General features: G+C 62.1%; 16 protein-coding genes. 9 read left to right on the top strand and 7 right to left on the bottom strand.

Annotated features, from left to right (window positions below):
* Positions 1-31: 31 nt before the first annotated feature.
* Positions 32-490 (top strand): nuclear transport factor 2 family protein, encoded by a 459-nt coding sequence (locus QM596_RS04340; RefSeq protein ID WP_283308228.1) that lies wholly within the window; start codon positions 32-34, stop codon positions 488-490.
* Position 491: 1 nt separating this feature from the next.
* Here the strand turns inward: QM596_RS04340 and QM596_RS04335 are convergent, their stop codons facing one another.
* On the bottom strand, positions 492-1,286 hold the full coding sequence (locus tag QM596_RS04335; protein WP_283308227.1) for an SDR family NAD(P)-dependent oxidoreductase: 795 nt from the start codon (positions 1,284-1,286) through the stop codon (positions 492-494).
* A gap of 214 nt (positions 1,287-1,500) precedes the next feature.
* Here QM596_RS04335 and QM596_RS04330 point away from each other — a divergent pair, with 214 nt between their 5' ends.
* Positions 1,501-2,079, top strand: a complete 579-nt coding sequence (locus QM596_RS04330; RefSeq protein ID WP_283308226.1) for a GNAT family N-acetyltransferase — start codon at positions 1,501-1,503, stop codon at positions 2,077-2,079.
* Here the strand turns inward: QM596_RS04330 and QM596_RS04325 are convergent.
* From QM596_RS04325 to QM596_RS04300, 6 genes are all read right to left on the bottom strand, one after another.
* Positions 2,070-2,576 carry a ClbS/DfsB family four-helix bundle protein gene (locus tag QM596_RS04325; RefSeq protein WP_029256277.1) on the bottom strand — a complete coding sequence of 169 codons (507 nt, stop codon included), beginning with the start codon at positions 2,574-2,576 and terminating at the stop codon, positions 2,070-2,072. The genes QM596_RS04330 and QM596_RS04325 overlap by 10 nt on opposite strands.
* 87 nt (positions 2,577-2,663) lie before the next feature.
* Positions 2,664-3,599 (bottom strand): alpha/beta fold hydrolase, encoded by a 936-nt coding sequence (locus QM596_RS04320; RefSeq protein WP_019745340.1) that lies wholly within the window; start codon positions 3,597-3,599, stop codon positions 2,664-2,666.
* Positions 3,600-3,631: 32 nt separating this feature from the next.
* Positions 3,632-4,711, bottom strand: a complete 1,080-nt coding sequence (locus QM596_RS04315; protein ID WP_019745341.1) for a dipeptidase — start codon at positions 4,709-4,711, stop codon at positions 3,632-3,634.
* Between the two features lie 98 nt (positions 4,712-4,809).
* The gene (locus tag QM596_RS04310; RefSeq protein ID WP_029537034.1) at positions 4,810-6,204 is read right to left on the bottom strand and encodes a serine hydrolase domain-containing protein; all 1,395 of its coding nucleotides are present in this window, start codon (positions 6,202-6,204) and stop codon (positions 4,810-4,812) included.
* Positions 6,205-6,421: 217 nt separating this feature from the next.
* Entirely contained in the window at positions 6,422-7,177 is a 756-nt protein-coding gene (hutC, locus tag QM596_RS04305; RefSeq protein ID WP_024487384.1) for a histidine utilization transcriptional repressor HutC, read from the bottom strand.
* 109 nt (positions 7,178-7,286) lie between these two features.
* Complete coding sequence (locus QM596_RS04300; RefSeq protein WP_283308225.1) at positions 7,287-11,933, bottom strand: NAD-glutamate dehydrogenase; 4,647 nt, start codon at positions 11,931-11,933, stop codon at positions 7,287-7,289.
* 234 nt (positions 11,934-12,167) lie between these two features.
* Between QM596_RS04300 and QM596_RS04295 the strand changes: the two genes are divergently transcribed.
* From QM596_RS04295 to QM596_RS04265, 7 genes are all read left to right on the top strand, one after another.
* A complete protein-coding gene (locus QM596_RS04295; RefSeq protein ID WP_020909172.1) occupies positions 12,168-13,337 on the top strand; it encodes an acyl-CoA dehydrogenase family protein in 1,170 nt (389 codons plus the stop codon).
* An 11-nt stretch (positions 13,338-13,348) separates the two neighbouring features.
* Entirely contained in the window at positions 13,349-14,491 is a 1,143-nt protein-coding gene (locus QM596_RS04290; RefSeq protein WP_042952958.1) for a CaiB/BaiF CoA transferase family protein, read from the top strand.
* A gap of 37 nt (positions 14,492-14,528) precedes the next feature.
* Positions 14,529-15,191 (top strand): IclR family transcriptional regulator, encoded by a 663-nt coding sequence (locus QM596_RS04285; RefSeq protein WP_020909174.1) that lies wholly within the window; start codon positions 14,529-14,531, stop codon positions 15,189-15,191.
* 92 nt (positions 15,192-15,283) lie between these two features.
* Entirely contained in the window at positions 15,284-16,075 is a 792-nt protein-coding gene (locus tag QM596_RS04280) for an IclR family transcriptional regulator (protein ID WP_283308224.1), read from the top strand.
* Between the two features lie 109 nt (positions 16,076-16,184).
* Positions 16,185-17,753 (top strand): histidine ammonia-lyase, encoded by a 1,569-nt coding sequence (gene hutH / locus QM596_RS04275; protein ID WP_283308223.1) that lies wholly within the window; start codon positions 16,185-16,187, stop codon positions 17,751-17,753.
* The gene (locus QM596_RS04270; RefSeq protein WP_283308221.1) at positions 17,750-18,823 is read left to right on the top strand and encodes a histidinol-phosphate transaminase; all 1,074 of its coding nucleotides are present in this window, start codon (positions 17,750-17,752) and stop codon (positions 18,821-18,823) included. The genes hutH and QM596_RS04270 overlap by 4 nt, the downstream gene beginning before the upstream one ends.
* 16 nt (positions 18,824-18,839) lie before the next feature.
* The gene (locus QM596_RS04265; RefSeq protein WP_283308220.1) at positions 18,840-20,204 is read left to right on the top strand and encodes an FAD-binding oxidoreductase; all 1,365 of its coding nucleotides are present in this window, start codon (positions 18,840-18,842) and stop codon (positions 20,202-20,204) included.
* The last annotated feature ends 153 nt before the right edge of the window (positions 20,205-20,357 follow it).

Here is a 20,357-nt window from a genome sequence, read left to right as displayed (position 1 = left end):
TAACCCCCCGACGTTAAGAAAGGCGCACAGCATGAGCGTCGACATCACCACCCTTCTCGACGAACGTGAGATCACCCGCTCCATCTTCGAGTTCGCCCGAGCCATGGATGCGCGGGACTGGGATGAACTCCACCGGATCATGACGCCGGACGCTACGGCGGAACTGGGAACCGGAACTCTGTGCGGACCTGCCGAGGTAGTGGCTTCCATCCGCTCGTTCCTCGACGAGTGCGGTCCGACCCAACATCTGATCGGCAACGTGCTGGTCGAGGTGGTCGGCGATCTCGCCACCAGCCGCTCCTACGTCAGTGACATGCACGTGGGCACCGGGAGCAAAGCTCACCTGAATTTCTTCACCCTCGGCGACTACCACGATTCTTGGACCCGAATCGACGGAAGGTGGCGAATGACGCACCGCACCAAGCATTCACACGCCAGTCAGGGATCCATCGAGGTTCTGGGCGCCGGCCCCAGCGGTTGGCGGAGCTGACTCAGCTCAACATCGACGAACGGCCGGTCGCGAGTGGACTCTTGCTGGTGAGTCCACCGTCGACCACCAAGGTCTGCCCCGTCATGTAGCGAGATTCGTCCGACGCCAGGTAGAGCATGGCGTGTGCGATGTCTTCGGGCTCACCGAGGTAGGGCAGCGCGTTTGCCTGCTTCATGCCGTCGATGACATCAGCGGGGATGTTGTCCACGAGTGCGGGTGTCATGATCGCGCCCGGCGCTACGGCGTTGCACCGAACACCGTTTGCTCCGTACTGGACTGCGATGTACTGCGTCAGACGAATAACTGCCGCTTTGGCGGATCCGTAGGCAGACTGCAGGGAATCCCCGATCAATCCACCTACCGAGGCCGTGTTGACGATCGATCCTCCACCGGCACTGTTCATGTGCGGAATGGCAAGTCGTGAAGCGACGACAGTGCTGCGGACGTTGAGCGACATCACGCGATCCCACTCGTCCAGGTCCATCCGGAGCAGGTCGAGATCCTTGCGCGGATTACTACCGCCCACGTGATTGCACAAGACGTTGATGCCACCGAATTCGGCGACCGCCCTTTCGATCATCGCTGCCAGGGACTCCTCGTTCATGACATCGACGCCGAAACCCAGCGCAGTGCCGCCGGTCTCGCGGATCGTCGCCGCTGCTTCCTCCGCTCGAGCTGGATCGAGGTCGGCGACCAGCACCTTGGCGCCTTCTGCCGCCATGAGTTGTGCTGCTGCACGCCCGATTCCGCTGGCGGCGCCGGTGATCACTACATTTTTGCCATCGAGCCTGTTCATATTCATTCCCTTCGCGGGGAATCGCCGTACCCGGATCTCATGTGCCCGAAATTGACAGCTCGGCGATTACCCGATCACTACCAGTGAACGCAGGATCGACAGCCGCGTCCAACTTTCTTGAATGAACTCACAAGTACGTGACCACGGCCCGCGCACCTGCTACACCGCCGAAATCGAGTGGCGACGGAAGACACCATTGTGCTGAAGTGGCACTATGCAGAATTCTGTTCGACCGCTGTCCATCGACGACCTCGACCGTGCCGCCGAGGTTCTCGGCGAGGCTTTTGCCGACTATCCCTGGACGAACTGGTGCGTCGCCGAAGACTCTCACGTGGAACGGGTCTCCGCTCTGCAACGGATCTACCTCGAACACCTGGCACTACCGTTCGGACGTTCATACATCGATGATTCAGGCAACGGCGTCATCGCAGTCCTGCCGCCCGACGCCCCGGAGCCTGATGAAGCGACTGTCGAGAAGATCGTGGAACTGCACGGAGATCGGTTCGAGCGCGTTCTCCAGGCTGACGAACAACTGTCTGCGCTTCCCGCCCTCGAGCACGCGTGGTCGTTGGCAACGATCGGTACGACACCGCATTCGCAGGGCAGTGGATTGGGCTCTGCACTACTGAAACATGCTTTGGCGGAACTGGATCGAACCGAACAGGCTTGCTGGCTCGACACGTCGACCGAACGAAATCTCCCGCTGTACCAACGGTTCGGTTTCACGATCGTCGGCCAGACCTCGCTCCCCGACGGACCGGACGTATGGCGGATGCATCGACTTCAGGGCTGATTGTTCGACTTCAGCACTCGCCGAATCATTTTCGACAACGACGCGTATTGGGTGATCGTGTTGACGGCGATCCACCTCGAGACCGGCCACGTCCGGGTCCACGAGAAAACCCCGACCGACAGCAGTTGATCGTCTTCGAGAGTTCCCACGTATCGACGCAGCGCTGCGACAGCCGCGCGCAAACGATCCCGAAGCTCTCGAACCGAGGTACCTGCACTCGCCTCGACCACCGACTGGTTCAGCGCGGGTGTTTGCGTCCACCTGTAACCCGCAGCCGGCGTCTGCGGTGTCTCGTCTCGCAGTCCGGCACCTATCCACTCTACGACGGCCTCTGCCCACCAGACACGCACAGCGAGTACGTCGTGCACCGTCCACGCATCGACGGCAACGGCGTCGAACGCATCGGCCTCGGCGACGCCGTCGAGTAACGCGTCGAGTTTCGAATACGCCGAGTCCAGCGCACTCGCCAGTTCCTCACGTGACAAGGTCTGCGCCACAATGCCTCCGAACGATCAGTAGAGAAAGAAGAAGCGGGACCATCTCGACTCGATGGCCCCGCATTCAACATTAACGTCCTACGAGTTTCAGTTCAGCTCGCCCAGGAACCTTTCGAGGTTCTCGGCGATCTCCTTCGACTTGGTGTGGTGTAGGTAGTGGTCTCCGTCCAGCAAGACCAATTCACCATGATCGACCGACGCTGCCTGTCCTTCGTGCAGCTCTGTCCAGCCCTGGACCTTGGAATTCTGTACTGCAAACAACAGAATCGGGAGATCGGCAGGGAACGTCTTGCCGATCGCCGCGGCGAAGTTGCTGGAAAGGTGATCCATTTCGTTCAGATACGTGTCGCTGAAGTTGTTCTTCGCGACCAGTCGGCTCATCTCTGCCTTCTCGGCTTCATCGAGGTAGGCATCGGTTTCCTCACTGCCACCGAGTTTCGCCAGAACGTCGGAGAAGCCCAATTTCTTTGCAACGCGGAAGACTTCGATCGGGAACTTGGTGTCCATGTTCGGCTGCCCCGGGACGCTGCTGTCGATGCCCACGAAAGCGGTGACCTCGTCGCCGTACTTCGCGGTGTAGTCCAAGGCATAAACACCTGTGATGGAGTGACCCATGAGGATGTATTCGTCAATCCCCAAGGCCTGCACAGCCTCGTGTATCTCTTCGACGATGTTCTCAGCCGTGCGGTCCTTGTCGGTTGCGTCGCTGTATCCGTAGCCGAAGGGCTCGATCGTGACAACGCGGTAGTCAGGTGCAAGCTCGTCGATGAGTGATTTGAAGTCGAGGATCGGTGCGGACGTTCCGAACCCGGGCAGCAGCACGATGGTCCGATCACCGCTGCCGCGAATCGAGTAGCTCATGTTCTTGCCGTCGACGGACACGAACTGGTTGCCCGTTTCCGCGGTCGGAACGTTCGCCTTGCTGGAGCCGACGTTGATTACGAGCGCTATCGCTACCAGCACAACCAGAACTACGGACACCGAAGCAACCACCTTCAGTGCAACGGTACGAATCTTCTTCATTCTCATCCTCATCTTCTCGGGCGTCGATACGGCTAGGAAAGGCTCGATATCGAGGCCGCACTGGTCTCGTCGAGCACACGCAACACGTTGTTGCCCATCAGCTTTGCCAAGTCCTCCGCGGACCAACCGCGTTCCGCCAGACGGTCTATCAACACCGCGAAACCGGATACGTCCTGCATACCGTCCGGAAAGTCGTCGAACCCATCGTAGTCACTTCCCAAACCGATGTGGTCGATGCCCGCGACGTCTCGGGCATGCTCGACGTGATCGGCCAGATGGTCCACCGTCATCGCCGGCCGTGGGCCGACCCGCCCGCCTTTGAACCACTCGTTGTACTCGGAAGAAAGGAACATGGGCACAAAGGCGATCATGATGACCCCGCCGTTGTCCGCGAGCAGCCTCATGACCTCGTCGGGAACATTGCGGGGGTGACCGCATAGCTGAGTGCAGGACGAATGGCTGAAGATCACCGGCGCCGACGACGTCTCGATGGCATCTCTCATCGTTTCCACCGAGACGTGCGACAGGTCGACGAGCACGCCGAGCCGGTTCATTTCGCGCACGATCTCGCGACCGAAGTCGGTCAGCCCGCCGTGTACGCGCGTGTCCGTCGCGGAGTCCGCCCACCCGGTGTTGTCGTTGTGCGTCAGAGTCATGTACCGAAGACCAAGGCGCGCCATCATTCTCAGGACGCCGAGCGAACTGCCGATGCTGTGACCGCCCTCCGCACCCAACAATGACGCGACCTTGCCCTCGCTCCAGATGCGACGCACGTCGTCACCGGTGCGCGCGAATTCGAAAGTATCCGGGTACCGCTCGATCATCCGGTACACGTAGTCGATCTGCTCGAGTGTGTACTGAACAGCCTCGGCCTCCGTCCTGTCACACGGGGTGTAAACCGACCAGAACTGCGCACCGACGCCACCGCGACCGAGTTTGTCGATGTCGGTTTGGAATATGGAATCCTTCTCCAGATTTTCCACCGAGTATGCGGCAGTTTCGCGAGCCGTCCATGCCAGATCGTTGTGACCGTCGATGACCGGCGCAAGGCCGTAAGCATCCAGTGCCGCTGGGTGATTCACGTCCGGAAAGGGAGCGAGAGGTTTCAACATGAGTTTTCCTCGAGAAAGTAGTGCGGGCAGGTCGAGGGCCCTCATCGCCCTCGACCTGCCCGAGAATTCATTCAGCGGAGAGAATCATCTCGCCGCGGCTAGTCGGAAATCTTCTTGAAAAGCCGTGTCATGTACAGATATTCCTCGCCATCGATCGTGAGGTGAGCCATCTCGCCAGAAGCGCTCTCGTTACTGATCGAGAACCGGGAAGCAGACAGAGGCACGACCTTGGTGGGCGGGGCCGGCGGCTCGCCGTCGATCTCGACCTTGGCGAAGTTCTGAACCTGGAATCCGCCGTCGTCGCCACGCGTGAGTTCGATTCGAACGGTTGTCGATTCATAGGTCCCGAGAATGTGAGACAGATCGATGTCTGCTGCATCCGGTTCGGACTTCGGCTCCGGCAGAACGAGATCGAGCTCCTGAGCGATCTCCTTCTCGATGTCGTGAGCCAGGGCACCGCCACCACGCGAGTTGGTGACAACTGCCATGGCCAGGCCGAGTTCGGGGAAGGTGTGAAAACGAGTGATCTGGCCGATCGTCGCACCACCGTGCTGCGCGGACGTCACACCGCCCCAGTCGGACAGGATCCAGCCGAGCCCCCAGGCCTGATCGACGCTCGAAACCGCGGTCAGGTCGAACTGTGGGGTGCGCATCAGACGCGCGGATTCTTCGGACAGGATGCGTTCACCCGTCAACGCGAGGCCGTCACGCATGTGTGCAGCACCGAAGGTCAGAAGCGAGCTGACGGATCCGGTGATGATCCCGGCCGGACCGATACCGCGCGGAAGCAGCCACTGCTTGGTCGGAACCACCTTGTCCGGCGACGTCCGATCCGGGTTCGCCACATGACCGACGGCGGTGCGGAACAGCGGGGCATCCTTGGCCTTGGTGATGATGTGCGTCAATCCGAGTGGCTTCCAGAGGTATTCGACCAACGCCTCGTCCCACGTCATCTCACGAAGAACCTCGACGATACGGCCGGCAACGGCGAAACCTGCATTGCTGTAACTCAGATGCCCGCCGGGCTCGGTGACGCTGATCGCGGTCGCGAGTTCGTCGACGTACTTCTCGACGCAGTCGTCGCCGTCGCCGGTGTCGTTGAACAGGTCTCCGTCGATACCGCTTGTGTGCGTGAGCAACTGGCGGATCGTGATTTCCTTCGTGTTGGAAGGATCCGCGATCGTGAACTCCGGAAGCACCTCCACCACCAGGGTGTCCAGCGTCAGCTTGCCCTCGTCGACGAGCTGCATGATCAGAGTCGTCGTCCAGATCTTGCTCGCTGATCCGTACTGGAACAGGGTGTCGGCGTCGACGTCGACACGCGTGTTCAGGCTCGTCACTCCGGTGGTGATGACACGGATATCCGCTGCACCGTCTTCGCCCAGCGCGATCACACCGACCTGCGCGCCAGGTACCGAATGCTTGGCTGCCAGTTCGTCGAGGCGTTCCTGCCACTTCGGGGCGACAAGTAGGTCCTTGGGCAAGTCGGTCACAGGTCGAACTCCTTCGATCATGGAAGCCAGTGGCGTAGACAGCGTTGCTGCGATCCGCTCAGGTCTCACTCGTCGGGAAGTGAGGTTGCGGAAGCAATAACCGTCCACCCATGATCTCAGTGTGCTCGCAGTCACGTCCTGGTCGATTGCACCGAACTCGACCCCGAAAATGGTGCGATCGGACGAGCCTGCGTTCAGGACTCGCCACTCGAAACGATCAGCGCTCGAAGGTTCCTTCCAAGCGATTGCGTGAACCGGGGTGGATCAAGCGCGCCGCACTGACCAACCCGTTGGCCGACCAGGTGCGGCGGCGAATCAGCAGACACGGTTCCCCTCGATCGATGCGGAGCAGCTCGCATTCGTCCGGGCTACCTAACACTGCTTCCACGACATGCTCGCCGCGAACCAGAGGCGCAACGTCACTCAAGTAGTTGTTGGGGGTGATCGCGGTGAAGTCCTGGCGCAGATAGTCGGGCGCCTCGTTCGGATTCACGAACCGGTCTTCCACCTGAATCGGGGTTTCGTCCTCGAAGTGCACCATCAGCGAATGGAACACCCGTTTGCCCACCGATTCACGAAGGAACGTCTGCCCGTGGTCGGTTTCTTCCTCACGAACGAAGACGACCTCGGTTCGATGACGGTGGCCGCGGCGCTGAATCTCGTCGGCGATGTTCTTTACTTCGAACAGCGGGGACGCGGTCTTCGTGGCGGCGACAAAAGTACCGACCCCCATCATCCGCACGATCAGACCGTCGCTGGTGAGTTCACGAAGCGCTCGGTTGATCGTCATACGTGACAACCCAAGTGCACTGACCAGTTGATTTTCCGAAGGCAGCTGATCGCCTTCGGTCCACCGACCCGAATTGATCTGCGAGACCACGAGGTTCTTCACCCGTTCGTAGGCAGGGGCGGACTCGCCGCCTGCCTCGTTGAACAGCACGGCGAGTTCTGCGTCCACTTCAGCAATCGCCATCGCCACCACCCGTTCGTCGAAAACCACCGAGTCGGTTCTCCCGTTCGGCCTTCGAAGTCTATCCGTCTCGCGCACCTTTCCGATCAATCCGCGGGCGTCCGCGCCGGGCCTAGCCCACCATGCGCCGCAATTGGCTCGTCGCAACCGAAAGCGCAGCAAGATCGTGTTGCCCCGATGCCTCGATCTCGGCGAGCGCGAGAGTCGACCTCTCGATTCTCGACGCATTCCTTTCTTCCCACCTGGAGAGTTTTTCCGCTGTCGAGTCACCCGCTTCCGCGTCGGCCAAGACGTCGAGGGTCAAGGCCCGCACCGTCGAGTACAATTCGTCCCGCAGCGACAACCTCGCCAATGCGTTCCATTTTCCGTCCTTGCTCAATGCCGACACTCGATTGAGCATCGGGACGAGCCCAACATGCTCACCGAGCCGGAAGTAGAGTTCACCGGTCTCCGAGATTGCGCGATCGGCGAGGTCAGCGATCTCCACCACATCGAGCAGTCCGAACTGATCGAGCAATATCTCCACTCGCCTGACCAGGTTCTCCGGCGCGCCCTTGTCCGTGATGAGGACCGTTCGCGCAGCCAGGTTCCGCTGATCTGCGCCTACCAGCCAGTCATCGAGCTCGGTCGACGCCTCCGCGATGCGATCACCGAATCTGCTGATCTCGGCCCCGACGGCCAGCGGTTGCGGCCGACGCGTCAGCATCCACCGTGACGCCCGGTCGAGCAGTCGCCTGGTGAGCAGGATCAACTCGTCGGATACGGCGGTCGAGATCGAGGCTTTGCTGATGTCGTGCCACAACTTCCACAGTCCGAACACCTCGGAAACCACGGTGAAGGCACGTACCGCGTCTTCCGGATCAGCGCCGACCTCTTCACCGAGCCGATACGCATAGGTGATGCCGCCCCGATCGATGACGTTGTTCGTCAGCACGGTCGCGACGATCTCGCGCCGCAATGGGTGCCGGTCGAGGGCGTCGCCCCCTGCATCTCGAACGCCCTCCGGAAAGTAGTTCACCAGCGCCTTGCGGTAGATCTGGTTGTCGATCGAGCTTCCAGCCAACAGCGTGGATTTCAGATCGAGTTTGACGTGGGCCATCAGTGTGGCGAGTTCCGGCGACGTCAGCCCCGTTCCCGTCTTCTCGGCCGCGGCGAACTGCTTCTTGGTCGGAAACCCTTCGATGACGCGGTCGACGATTCCGCGAGATTCGAGGTTCGAAATCACTCTGCCGTGCACGCCGATCATTGCCCCCGCATCCGCACGCGTGGTGCCCATCAGTTCGTTCTGTGAACGGTTGTCTGCAAGAACGAGTTCGGCGACCTGATCGGTCAACGATTCGAGCAGTGCATCGCGATGTGAGTCCGCGACGACGCCTGAGCTGATCAGGGAGTCGAGAAGGATCTTGATGTTCACCTCGTGATCGGAGCAATCGACTCCCGCGGAATTGTCGAGGGCGTCTGTATTGATCCGTCCGCCGATACGCGCGTATTCGATTCGTCCTGCTTGGGTGAGGCCGAGGTTGCCTCCTTCACCGATCACACGTGCACGCACTTCGTTGCCGTTCACCCGAACCGCGTCATTACTCTTGTCGCCGACTTCGAGGTCGGACTCACCGGAGGCCTTGACGTACGTTCCGATGCCGCCGTTCCACAAGAGATCTGCCGGGGACCGCAGAATCGCCCGAACCAGTTGCGGTGGAGTCAGTTCGGTGACGTCGGCGTCGAGACCCAGTGCCTGTCGCATCTCGTCACTGATCGGAACGCGCTTCGCCGAGCGTTCCCACACTCCGCCACCCGCACTGATCAAGGTCGGGTCGTAGTCGGCCCACGACGATCGTGGGAGCGAGAAGAGACGTGATCGCTCGTCGTACGAGCGCTCAGGTGACGGGTTCGGGTCGACGAACACGTGCCGATGATCGAACGCCGCGATGAGACGAATGTGCCTGCTGCACAACATACCGTTACCGAAGACGTCACCACTCATGTCTCCGATCCCCACCGCGGTGAAGTCGTCGTGCTGGGTATCGACGCCGAATTCCCGGAAGTGCCGCTTGACACTCTCCCAGGCGCCCTTCGCCGTGATACCCATGGCTTTGTGGTCGTAGCCGACCGATCCGCCGGATGCGAAGGCGTCGCCGAGCCAGAATCCGTACTGCGCGGCAACGTCGTTCGCGATGTCGGAGAACTTTGCAGTGCCCTTGTCCGCGGCGACAACAAGATAAGTGTCGTCCCCGTCGTGGCGAACGACCCTTCGCGCCGCGACAACGGCGCCGCTCTGTTTGTCGACGTTGTCGGTGAGATCAAGTAGTCCGCGAATGAAGGATCGGTAGCACTCGATCCCGGCCGCCAAGGTAGCTTCTCGGTCTGCGTCTACACCCTGCCCTGGAACCGGCGGGCGTTTGACGACAAATCCGCCCTTCGCACCGACAGGCACGATGACTGCGTTCTTGACTGCCTGCGCCTTCACCAATCCCAGTACCTCGGTGCGGAAGTCCTCTTTCCGATCCGACCAGCGCAAGCCGCCGCGGGCAACCGTACCGAAGCGAAGGTGCACACCTGCTACATCGGGTGAGTACACGAATATCTCGAACTTCGGTCGAGGGAAGGGCAGTACGGACAGCTTCTCCGAATCGAACTTCAACGAGAGTGCGCCGAGCGATTCGGTGCCATAGACGAAGTAGTTGGTACGCAACGTGTTACGGACCAGTTCGGACAACGCGCGCAGGATCCGATCGGCGTCGAGTCCTTGCACTTGTGCCACGGCTGTTTCCACCTCCGCTGCTGCACGCGCACCTCGATCTCCGTCGACGACGTCGGGATCGAAACGGCTCTCGAACAATTCGCACAGACCGGCGGCGATCTCGGGATGATCGGCAAGTACCTCGGCGACGCGACTGGTGCTGTACGGAAATTCTCCTTGCTGCAAGAACTCCGCGTATGCCCGCAGCACCACTACTTGTTTCCAACCGAGTCCGGCGATCGCGACAAGTTCGTTGAACGAGTCCGGCTCGGCGGAGCCGTTTCGAACCGCGGCAAACGTCGCCGCGAACCGCGCGGCAAAGTTGTCGAAGCCTTCGACCGGCGCACTCGGATAGTCGAGCGTGAACTCGTAGATCCAGGACTGTTCCGAGCCTGCCGAGACGAGCTCGTACGGACGCTCGTCGACCACGTCGACCCCCAGGCTCTGCAATACGGGCAGCACCTCGCCCAGCGAGAGCGGGTCACCCGATACGTACAGCCCGAGTCGGTGAGTACCGGGTCCGTCGACAGATCGGGCCAACCGTGGGCTCACCTCTCCGAGTTCGAGGCCGTCGAATACCGCCATGTCCTCGGCGGCGCGGACGGCGTCGAAATCCTGCTTGTATGCCACCGGAACTTGCTCGGCGAACTGAGCACGCCTGCGCTGCTCGTCGTAGTGCGAAGCATCCAGAACGAATCGCTCGTCCCACGTCAGGCACGCGTCGACGACGAGATCCCGAATCTCCCGCGCTTGTCGCGCCGATGCAAAGTTCGCGCCGCCGCCGACTGTGGCCGTGAAATGCACGACAGCCAAGGGAGATTCCGATACTCGACTGGAGAACTCGATGGTGCGGGCACCGAGCGCCTCGGCGAGTACCGACTCGGCCGTTGTTCTGATCGTCGTACTGAATTTCTCGCGCGGAACGAACAGCAAAGCCGACAGCTCCTGGTCTTGCCCCGTCGTCGGAGAGCATCCAACGGGTTGCAGGAACAGATGGAACGACGTGCGGCCGTCCACAGAAGTGAGTTCGTCCAGTGCGTCCGCAATTCGGGCCGGGTCGGCGGCAAAGAGGACTGTGATCGGAATCGACTGAATCACCGCCAGCATCGATTGTCCGACAAACGAATCCACGGTGGATCCGGAGGCGTCGAAGATGTCTGCGACGCGCCCTCGCACGAGGGGGGTCCGCCTGACGTCTGCGACAAGTCCGGTCGAGGTGAAGGACCCGATGAATCGGTATTCACGGTCACCGACTGACACGTCGATCTCTGTGGCGTATGCGGATCCACCGAACCCTTGCCCGAGGTACACCACTCCGATCGCGAGGGGCACCGCCTTCGAATCCGAAGAGCCGGTTGGATCGGGGAGCACGCCGAGGGTGTACGGCTCGTGCCTGTCGATTGTTCGCGCACCGCCGACGACACTGAAGTTTCCGGCACTGCACCACTGGAGGAAGTCAGCTTCTTCGGCGTGACCGCCCGAGGCCAGTTGCCCGCGCGCCTCGTCGACGAGATCCCGCAGGGGCGAGGTATCGCGGAAGGCACGCGCGATACGGTCGAGGATTCCGGCGACGTCATCAGCGATCACCTGCGCCTGCGCGTCCGAACAATGTGCGGGTAGTCCTATGTGGATCCATGATTCGGCACGCCCCCCGACCCGGGTGTCTTCAGTGCTGTGCGCCGGTTGCACGACTGTGCGAAGCACTGGGTGCACCACGAATTCCGGCTCCATGCGCGCGCGGGCAAGTGTCGCCAGAACCGCTTCGACGAGCTGCGGCATGTCGTCGCCGACGTATTGAATTGCCGGCCCGTCCCCCAGCTCCCCGGCCGGCGCGAGTCTCGAGATCGACGAGTTGTGTCCCCGTCGGCGCGAAAGATCCATGTGCGCGGCGACCATCGCAAGCTTGCGGTCTTCGGCGAGCGCCGCGTATCGATCAGCCGACAAGCCCTCGAAATACCTACTGCACACCCTCCTCACATTCTCGGAGTCCGGTGTCGTGTCGACTGAAACGAGGCTCATGTCAGCACCTTCCGCCGAAAGCCACGCTGCTTCCGACTTGTAGGGGGTTCGATCCGCGATCAACTTGTCTATACAGGTTTAGACAAGTTGATCATTGCAGAACGTGAGCCGCGACACAACAGCTCCACCCCTGGACAAATTCGCCACCCTCAGCCATAGTCAGTCGTGCCAACTAGTGGCAATTAGATTCCATTAGATGAAATTCGTGAACTACCTCGCTTCGAAGGAGCCCCCGTGACCACCCAGACCGCGCACGACATCGACAGCGTTGATCTCGCTGAGTTCCGCAGCACCGTCCGAGCCTTCGCCAACGCCGAGATCCAACCCGGAGCAGCCGCACGCGACGAATCCAAAGAGTTCCCGGCTCAGCTGGTCAAGCGCCTCGGACAGCAGGACCTCATGGGCATTTCCGTGCCGGAGGAATTCGGCGGTCTGGGCCTGTCGACACGAACCCAACTGGTCGCCATCGAAGAAGTTGCACGCACCGACGCCGCACTGGCATCGATTTACACCGCGCACTACCTGGGCCTCGAGCCGATTCTCGTCGGCGGTTCCGAAGAGCAGAAGCACCGCTGGTTGCCCCAGCTCGCGTCGGGCGAACTGCTGGCCGGATTTGCACTCACCGAACCCGACGCCGGCTCCGACATCGCCTCGATGCGTACCGTCGCTCGACGCGAGGACGACGGCTGGCATCTCTCCGGATCCAAGACGTACATCTCCAACGCGAAGGAAGCCGACCTGGTCGTGCTCTTCGCCAAGACGGACCCGAGCGCAGGATTCCGCGGCATCACCGCCTTCGTCGTCCCCAAGGGCACTCCGGGAATCAGTTACTCGGAGCCGCAGGACAAGATGGGAATTCGTTCGGCTCCGACATACACCGTCTACCTCGACGACGTCGTGCTGCCGCTCGACTCGGTGATCGGCACCGAAGGTCGCGGCGGCAACATCGCCTTGACCGCACTGAACCGGGCACGCATCGACGTAGCGGCAATGGCGAACGGCATCGCTTTGCGCGCTTGGGAACTGGGACGCGAGTACGCAACGGAGCGAAAGCAGTTCGGCACGCCTATCTTCGACTTCCAGGCAATTCAGCTACTCCTCGGTGGCTGCGACGCGCAACTGGTCGCATCACGCGTCACCGCAGACTGGGCCGCCGACGTCAAGGACGACGGTCAGGACATCCGCCGCGCCGCATCGATTTCGAAGTACGTCGCCACCGAGGCCTGCTTCTCGATCGTCGATCAAACCGTGCAGATCCACGGTGGCGCGGGATTCATGCGCGAATCGGAAATCGAACGCCTGTACCGCGATTGCCGCATTCTCCGCATCTTCGAGGGCACCTCGCAGATCCAATTGCTCACCATTGCCGGCAACGCTCCGTCGCCGCGTTCCACCGATTTCTGAAAGGCACGGACATGTCTGCACTTCCACCACTCGATGGCATCCGGGTCATCGACCTCTCGCGCGTCCTCGCCGGACCCTACTGCACCGCACTGCTTTCCGACGCCGGTGCGGATGTCGTCAAGATCGAATCCGAACACGGTGAAGACTCTCGGCACCTCGGCCCGTTCCGCGACGGTGAAAGCATCTACTTCAACGTGCTCAATCGCGGCAAGCGTTCGGTGGCACTCAACCTCAAGAACGACGAGGACCGTGAGGCGCTGCTGACGCTCATCGAGACCGCCGACGTCGTCGTCGAAAACTTTCGCCCTGGCGTCACCAAGCGCCTGGGAATCGACTACGAAGCTGCGCGGGCTCGCAATCCGCGGATCGTGTACGCGTCGATCTCCGGTTTCGGCCAGGACGGACCCATGTCCGGCGCCGCCGCCTACGACCTTGTAGTCCAGGCTCTTTCGGGAATCATGAGCATCACCGGTTCGGAGGAATCCGGCCCGACACGGTTGGGTGAGTCGTTCGGAGACCTGGTCGCCGGGCTGTTCGCCGCCTGGGGAATCAGTACCGCCCTGCTGAGTGCACGGGCGACCGGACTCGGGCAGCACCTTGACGTCGCGATGTTCGACAGCATGCTCGCCATGCTGCCGACAGCACACAGCCAACTGCAATCCACCGGGCTCACTCCCCCACGCGTCGGCAACCGTCATCCGGTGTCGACACCATTCGACACCTATCGGGCCGACGACGGACTCTTTGTCCTCGCGGTTGCGAGCCAATCCGGCTTCGAGAAATTGGCGCAGACGATGAATCGCATCGACCTGATCGCAGATCCTCGATTTGCCGACGACACCGCCCGGACCGAGAACGAGCCGGCACTGCGCAAGGAGATCGAAAACTGGGCTGCCGGAAAGACCGTCGCCGACGTGGTCGGCATTCTCGGCGACGCGGGCCTCGCCGGCTCGGAGATCTGGGACGTCCAGCAGGCACTCACCTCCGCACAGGCCGAGTATCGCGGAGTCGTCGAATCGTTCGAGCACCCGGTAGCAGGAAAGATCTCCTACGTACGACAGCCCGTCGTGTTCGGTGAGAGCCAACGCCCCGATGTCCGCCGCAGTCCCCTGCTGGACGAGCACCACGGTGAGGTACTGCCGGGCTCGCGATAGATTCAGCGCAGACATCCCTCGGCACTTGGAGTAGGACATGGCCCCCGGCGACGTGACCCGCAGCGCGAATCGCACGTTCGAACTTCTCGGTGCGATCGTCGAGCACGGCGGATTGACGCTCGGCGACGCCGCCAAGGCAACCGATCTGGCAACCAGTACCGCCCTTCGCCTGATCAGAAGCCTCGAACAAACCGAGTTCGTCGTTCGCGGCGAGGACAACGTCTATCGCGTCGGCCCGCGGCTATTGCAGATCGGAGCTCGCGCTCTCGGTGACAATCAACTGTTGCCGAGAGCCCGGCCCGCGATGAAGGCCATCGCCGAAACCACGAGGGAATCGACCTACCTGTCGACGATGGGACCGAAAGACACTGCGCTGTATCTCGATCAGATCGAGGGCACGCACGCGATCCGCCACATGGGGTGGGTGGGACAGAGCGTTCCCCTGGACGGCACCGCCGTCGGCGCAGCGTTGAGCGGCAAGGTAGGTGAGAGCGGGTACGCCATTGCGCACGACACCATCGAGGATCACTCGACCGGAGTTGCCGCGCCGATCTACAACGCAGTCGGTCAGATAGCCGGAGCGCTCAGCGTCGTCGGCCCGACATTCCGTCTCACGGACGAGGTCTGCGCCAGCCACGGTCGCGTCTTGGTGGAGCACTGCGCCCGGTTGTCCGCGGAACTCGGCAGCCAGGCTCCCTGACCACCCCGAGCACTTGGCGATTCAGTCTCGTATCCGAGACAATGTGGTTCCCCGCTCCGGATTTCCTACCTACTCGTAAGGACACACCCCACATGAGCACGAGCCGCGTGAAATCCGCTGAGCGTGTGCTCGACGTGCTCGATCTGCTGGCTCGCCGGGGTGTGCCGCTGGCGACGGCCGAAATCTCGAGCGCCCTCGACCTGCCGAAAAGTACGACGCATCATCTACTCAATGTCATGCGAGATCGACGGTTCGTCTCGTACTGGGCTGATCAACGCGCCTGGACCCTGGGTGTCTCGGCGTTCGAAGTCGGTGCGTCGTACATGCGCTCGGGCCCACTTCACCGTGAGGGCCAACGATTCATGCTGGCACTCACTCAGTCGACGGATGAGACGTCCCATCTGGCGGTACTACAGGGGTCTGACGTCATCTACCTCGACAAACGTGAACCACTGAAGCCGGGCGTGCGATTGGTGACCGAAATCGGGACTCGCCTTCCAGCGCATCTCACCGCAGTCGGGCGCGCGATTCTGAGCCGTCTGGACGTGGAACAGATCAGCGCGCTCTACGAGGGATACACCTGGCCGACGCGGACCGGAACGGGACCGTCGACGCTCGCCGAACTGCGAGAACTGCTCGCCGCAGCACGTGAGAGCGGATATGCGGTCGAAGAGAATGCGACGACATCCGGGATCAATTGCATCGCCAGCCCCGTGATCACGCGGGACGGTCGTCCGGTCGCAGCTCTCGGCGTCACCTTCCTCTCGGGCTCCAAATCGGCCGAGGAGAGTGCCCTGATCGCCGACCGAGTGCGCGCCGTCAGCGCCGAGTTCTCCGCCGATCTCGGAGATCGAATGGTGGAGACCCCGACCGCAGACATGTAGCCAATTTCTCCGTTCCGTACTTTGCGGGCCTTGTTTTCGTCTCATATTCAAGACTAGAGTCTCGTATACAAGACTTGCTGAAACACCACCGCATCATCATTGGAGTCCCATGAAGGCCACCCCTGCCACCCATACAGCCACCCGAACCATTGAGGTCGGAATCGGGGCTGTCACCATCGCCGACGTCGTCGACGTCGCGCGCAACGGTTACGGCGTCGCATTGACCGCGGAATCACTGACCGCGATCGCCGAAAGTCGTGCACGCATCGAGGCCCTGGCCGCAGATCCCACGCCGGTCTACGGGGTTTCCACCGGATTCGGCGCACTTGCCACCCGGCACATTCCGGCGCATCTGCGGACGCAGTTGCAGCGCAGCCTGATCCGCTCACACGCGGCAGGTTCGGGACCGGAAGTCGAACGCGAAGTGATCCGGGCCTTGATGCTTCTGCGCCTGTCGACGCTCGCCACCGGAAGGACCGGAGTGCGCCCCGTGGTCGCACAGGCGTACGCCGACCTACTCACCGCAGGCATCACCCCGGTGGTGCACGAATACGGCAGCCTCGGATGCTCGGGAGATCTGGCACCACTGGCTCATGTGGCGATGGCAATCATCGGCGAAGGTTCCGTCCGCACCGCAGACGGTGAACTCACCGATGCGGCAACAGCATTGGCTGCCCATGGCCTCGAACCGGTGGTTCTGGCCGAGAAAGAAGGCCTCGCACTGATCAACGGTACCGACGGGATGCTCGGCCAACTGGCCCTTGCGATCACCGATCTCGATCATCTGCTCAAGTTGGCCGACATCGCTGCCGCCATGAGCGTCGAGGGCTTGCTCGGCACCGATCAGGTGTTCGCCGCGGACCTCCAAGCGCTTCGCCCCCACCCCGGCCAGGGCGCGGCCGCATCGAACATGGTGCGTCTGCTTGCCGATTCCCCGATCGTCGCCAGCCATGCGGGCCCTGACTGCACCAGGGTTCAAGACGCGTACTCACTGCGGTGCGCACCGCAGGTCGCCGGCGGCGCACGCGACACCGTCGATCACGCCCGCCTCGTCGCCGGGCGCGAATTGGCCAGTGCTGTCGACAATCCCGTTGTCACCCTCGACGGACGGGTTCGATCCAACGGTAACTTCCACGGAGCTCCCGTGGCTTACGTCTTGGACTTCCTCGCCATCGTGACCGCGGATGTCGCGGGTATCAGCGAACGCCGAACCGACCGCTTCCTCGATGTTGCGCGCAACCACGGTCTGACTCCCTTCCTTGCCGACGACCCCGGAGTCGACAGCGGACTGATGATCGCGCAGTACACACAAGCTGCCGTCGTGTCCGAACTCAAGCGACTCGCGAGCCCCGCCAGCGTCGATTCGATTCCCTCCTCGGCCATGCAGGAAGATCACGTCTCCATGGGATGGTCGGGTGCACGTAAGCTCCGCCGGTCCATCGACGGTCTCACCCGAGTTCTCGCGATCGAGATACTCACTGCAGCACGAGGAATCGATTTGCGATCCCCACTCGAGCCCTCACCAGCCACCGGAGCCGTCCTTCGGACCCTGCGCGAGAAGGTGCAGGGGCCGGGCACCGATCGCTTCCTGTCCCCCGAGATCGAGGCCGCGGTGGACTTGGCGGCATCCGGTGCACTCGTTGCGGCCGCGGAGAACGCGATCGGCGCCCTGGCATGAGCGCGCCCGGAGCGCTGCGGCCTCGCCCCCGACCCGAAATCGAAGCACTCCCTCGATACTCCAAAGCCGCCGGCCTCGAGCAGGTTCGGTGGCGGGCGTCGAGCAACGAGTCGACGGTTGCACCCTCGGCGGCAATTCTCGAGGCCGTCAATCTCGCGGCCTCACACTCGCACTTGTATCCGTCGCTGTTCGGCGACACGCTGATCGCCCGGTTGAGCGACCGCCTGGGCGTCGGCGACGACCAGGTATTGGTCGGCGCCGGGTCGTTGGCACTGCTCCAGCAGGTACTGACCGCATACACGGGCCCGGGCACCGAAGTCGTCTACCCGTGGCGCAGCTACGAGGCGTACCCGATTCTGATCGGAATCGCCGGGGCGAGCGGTGTACCCGTCGCACTCGATTCCGAACACCGGCACGATCTGAGTGCAATGGCGGCAGCCGTGACTCCGCAGACCCGCGCGGTACTCGTCTGCAACCCCAACAATCCGACCGGAAGCGAGTTCTCGACCGCCGAGTTCGTCTCGTTCGCCCGCTCGATCCCGGGTGACGTCCTCATCCTTCTGGACGAGGCTTACCGGGAGTTCGCGACCAGCGATGTCGACGGCGTCGACCTGCTTCGAGCCTTTCCCAACATAGTCGTATTCCGAACCTTCTCCAAGGCTTACGGATTGGCCGGCCTTCGGGCCGGCTATGCCATCACCAATCCGGCGATCGCAGCGGACCTTTCCAGCGCGGCACCGCCCTTCGGGCTCAGCGCCGTTGCCGAGGCCGCGGCCTGCGCAGCGCTGACCGATCCGGCGCACACCGATTCGATAGTCGAAACGGTAACCGCGGGTCGCGCTCACCTACGTGAAAAACTCGCTGTGCGCGGCGTCGAGTCCGTCCCCAGCGGAGCGAACTTCGTCTGGATCCCTCTCGGCGAGAGAGCTTCTGCACTAGAAGCGGCTTGCGTCGCCCAGGGTGTCTCGGTCCGGATGTTCCCTGGCGAGGGGGTGCGGGTCACCGTCGGCGAGCGGGACGCAGAAGACGCCGTGATCTCAGCTGTGGACGCTCTCGCACAAAACCTTTGACCGACTGGAGAAAAGAATGTCCGTCCACGAACTCGCTCGGTCGATCGGTTCGAGTCGCCTGATCACCGACCCGGCGGTAATGGACTCGTACCGTCGCGACGAGGCCCATCTCGCCGAACCCGGCCATCCGGCAGCCGTCATGCTCGCTGAAACTGCGGCCGACATTTCCCAGGCTCTGAAATGGGCTACTGCTCATCGTGTCCCGGTGGTAACCCGTGGTGCGGGGACCGGTTTGGCGGGTGGCGGGGCAGCCGTCGAGGGCTGCCTGGTCATCTCGACCACTCGCATGCGCTCGATTCTCGAGGTCAATCCGGACGATCAGCTCGCTGTCGTGGAAGCCGGGGTGATCAACGCTGACATCAGTCGAGCAGCAGACGAGTACGGGCTGATGTACGCCCCCGATCCGAGCAGCTTCGAGATCTCCACGATCGGCGGAAACATCGCCACCAACGCCGGTGGACTGCGTTGCGTGAAGTACGGCGTCACCCGCGATTCAGTCCTGGGTCTCGAGGTTGTGCTCGCCGACGGTCGGATCGTGCGGACAGGCCGAAGGACCGTCAAAGGTGTTGCGGGATACGACTTGACCAGTCTTCTCGTCGGTTCGGAAGGAACACTCGGAGTCGTCACGAGTGCCACGCTCAAGTTGCAGCCCAAGCCCAAGAGAGCACCGGTCACCGTCGTTGGCAGTTTCGATTCTCTCCGCTCCGCAGCGGACGCGGTTGCCGCGGTCGTTCGCGACGGAATCGGGCCGAGCCTGCTGGAGCTGATCGATCGAGCAACCCTTCGCGCAGTCGACGACTGGAAACGAATCGGGTTGGAAGACAACACCGCCGCGATGCTGATCGCACAGGCCGATGGGGTCGATGCCGACGCAGCAGCCGCGGCGATGCAGAAACACTTCGAGCAGGCCGGCGCCGATTTTGTCGCCGTCTCACAGGACGCAGCAGAAGCCGCACAACTACTCGAGATTCGCCGACTCGCCTATCCGGCATCCGAACGACTCGGGCAATGTCTGGTGGAAGACGTCGGGGTTCCGCGGTCGAAACTGCCCGACATGCTCGAAAGTATCGACCGGGCGGCCGCCGAGCACTCGGTCAAGATCATGACCGTCGCGCACGCGGGTGACGGCAACGTCCATCCGACCTTCGTCTTCGACCGCACTGCCGACGGCTCGGCCCCCGAAGCCGTGTGGACCGCCGCGGACGAGGTCTTCCGGCGTGCTCTCGAACTCGGCGGAACTCTGACCGGAGAGCACGGCGTCGGCGTTCTGAAGCGTCGCTGGCTCTCTCTCGAGCTCGGTGAGGACAGCATGCAACTGCACCGATCGATCAAGGCCGCGTTCGATCCACTCGGAATCCTCAACCCTGGTAAGGGTTTCTGATCCTCGAGCGGTGTTACACAGCATTTACGCGAAATCGGGTTTCAGGTATTGACGCCTGTATATACAGGCATATACATTTATCCGCAGTGACAGTGACCCAGCGCACAGAGCACCAGGCGCAAAGCACCAAGCACGAAGAAGGTGGGCAATACC

Source organism: Rhodococcus sp. IEGM 1406 (genome assembly GCF_030056745.1).
Lineage (GTDB): Bacteria > Actinomycetota > Actinomycetes > Mycobacteriales > Mycobacteriaceae > Rhodococcus_F > Rhodococcus_F erythropolis.
This window is presented reverse-complemented; position numbering and strand designations above follow the sequence as displayed.